The organism is Hoylesella buccalis ATCC 35310 (assembly GCF_000177075.1).
GTDB lineage: Bacteria > Bacteroidota > Bacteroidia > Bacteroidales > Bacteroidaceae > Prevotella > Prevotella buccalis.
Genome location: NZ_ADEG01000029.1, coordinates 1 through 1,844, shown reverse-complemented (window position 1 = coordinate 1,844; position 1,844 = coordinate 1). Strand labels below are relative to the sequence as shown.

General features: G+C 38.0%; 3 protein-coding genes. All 3 read right to left on the bottom strand.

What is annotated here, in order from left to right; translation table 11 throughout:
* Positions 1-47: 47 nt before the first annotated feature.
* Positions 48-293 (bottom strand): hypothetical protein, encoded by a 246-nt coding sequence (locus HMPREF0650_RS02065; RefSeq protein ID WP_040562150.1) that lies wholly within the window; start codon positions 291-293, stop codon positions 48-50.
* 101 nt (positions 294-394) lie between these two features.
* Positions 395-805 (bottom strand): hypothetical protein, encoded by a 411-nt coding sequence (locus HMPREF0650_RS02060; RefSeq protein ID WP_155813553.1) that lies wholly within the window; start codon positions 803-805, stop codon positions 395-397.
* A gap of 26 nt (positions 806-831) precedes the next feature.
* The gene (locus HMPREF0650_RS02055; protein ID WP_004348021.1) at positions 832-1,491 is read right to left on the bottom strand and encodes a hypothetical protein; all 660 of its coding nucleotides are present in this window, start codon (positions 1,489-1,491) and stop codon (positions 832-834) included.
* Positions 1,492-1,844: the final 353 nt, after the last annotated feature.

The window sequence follows — 1,844 nt, the reverse complement described above, 5'->3', positions numbered from 1 at the left end:
ACTACACACACATTATCATCTGTAATCGACTAAACCCTCGCCTCGGTCTAAGGTGTAGATCGTTCGGTTATCAGTACAGCGAAATCATCCTTTCCCTTGCGTTTCTTCTTAATCAGTCCGATCCTCAGATATTTGTTGTATTCCCTCTCTGTCCTGTCCCAGGGAAGGTGGTCGGCCAGCTTGACCCAACAGTTGGATTTGCTCAATCCCGAAAGTGACTCCTGAAGTTCAAACAGGTTGTGACTGCGATTTTGTGAGTAGTATTTCACCTCAACTCTTGAATGTTTTAACATCTAAAGGTAGTCATTTTGGGCGAATTGACTAAACTTTACACAACATAAACAGTTAATTGTCAGATAGTTATAGTTAATTAGCAGACCCTAAATAGTCTCACTTACTTTTTATTGATCAGTCTGATATACTTAATTCCCGTTTTATCTAACTTCTCAACATCTTCTTCAGAATAGATACCCGTATAGACACCATCCTTTTGATAAAAAGCGATTACAGCCCGTTGCATAGAGGGTGGAAGTTCTGAATCAGGATTGAAGAACATGAAAGAATAGCCTTGTTGTTCAAGTTCGAGAAGTCTTTCTATTGGCGTACTATTATAGAAATTATGTAAAGGTCTAAGTCCTCTGCCTTGCATAGTAAATGACCCAACAGGCCATTCTTTTGTGTGTCCAGCTGCATCTATGTATTGATTTTTAGATGCGAGTCGTTTAGTTTCTTTTATCTGTGCATCTCTTTTGAGAGCAATGTAAATGAGCAGAATGATTACTGCTGCTATGATTATATAGACCATTATATGTTTTGTTTTATAAAAGGGAGTTACCAAATTTCATCGTCATCATATTCATACATTGGAAAAGATGCGCATATATATGTCGAATTATTTCTCATAGACTTATTGCATCTTTCTTTCAGTGCCGTAAACTCTTCGGGATTAAGTGAGTATTTCGTTATGCCTTGTGTGATATTTTTATAGTCTTTGCTCACTAAATCATCAGAGAAATAATGAAAATGTTCTTCTTCTGCCCTGTATAATATGTTGCTGAACAGCAGGATTTGTTCAAAGAGATTTTCTTGGGCATAGTTCGGCATAATATGACAAATACCTGCCAATATGCAGGCCGTAATAAATTGCCCATGCCTTAGCATGATAACAAGTCCAAGCTGACAGCCCCCTAAAAGGTCTCTATATTGTGGAGTAGATGCATCGGCATCAGCGTTTTTCAAGTAGTTTTCCATCAGATGGTAGTAGATGAATTTAACGATAGAGATTTTGTCGTCTGTGTTAAGGTCTGTGATGATGAAAAAAATGTAGTAGAAAGCCTTTGCCATTAGATAATGATGTTCAGCATAAGTGAACGAAGCCCTTTCTTTTTTGAATCTGTCAAGAAGTTCTTTCGCTTTTTGATAAGTTTTACCTTCATCACCAGAGTTGTAGGTTGCAATCAACTCTTGAGCCATGTTTTCAGTTATATTCATACCTTTGCTCCCTGCCTGTCCAGTCCCTCTCGGCCTTTAATTGTTTAGATATGAGAAGCGTGGAACTGACTAAGTCCACGTCTAAGTCGGAGGTCGTAGGAAAAACCTTATCCAGAGAATGGAGATAGCAGCCCCACGCCTATGCGTGAGAACCACTATGCTGTCTCTCTGGATTAAGTCTTGAATTTCCTACGTTCCCGACTTCGAGATGAGCATAACGCTTCTTATTTTCAAAATGTCTTGTGTCTCCGAAGAAACACGATGCAAATTTAAGATTTTTTATTTAAACCTTAATTCCGCAACACTATTATAAATTAAACTTTTTAAGTACCTGAGCAACATAAAGTTACTCA

Coding starts and splice junctions, on each gene's coding strand:
- HMPREF0650_RS02055 (WP_004348021.1), bottom strand. CDS start 1,491: ATGAATATAACTGAAAACATGGCTCAAGAGTTGATTGCAACCTACAAC.
- HMPREF0650_RS02060 (WP_155813553.1), bottom strand. CDS start 805: ATGGTCTATATAATCATAGCAGCAGTAATCATTCTGCTCATTTACATT.
- HMPREF0650_RS02065 (WP_040562150.1), bottom strand. CDS start 293: ATGTTAAAACATTCAAGAGTTGAGGTGAAATACTACTCACAAAATCGC.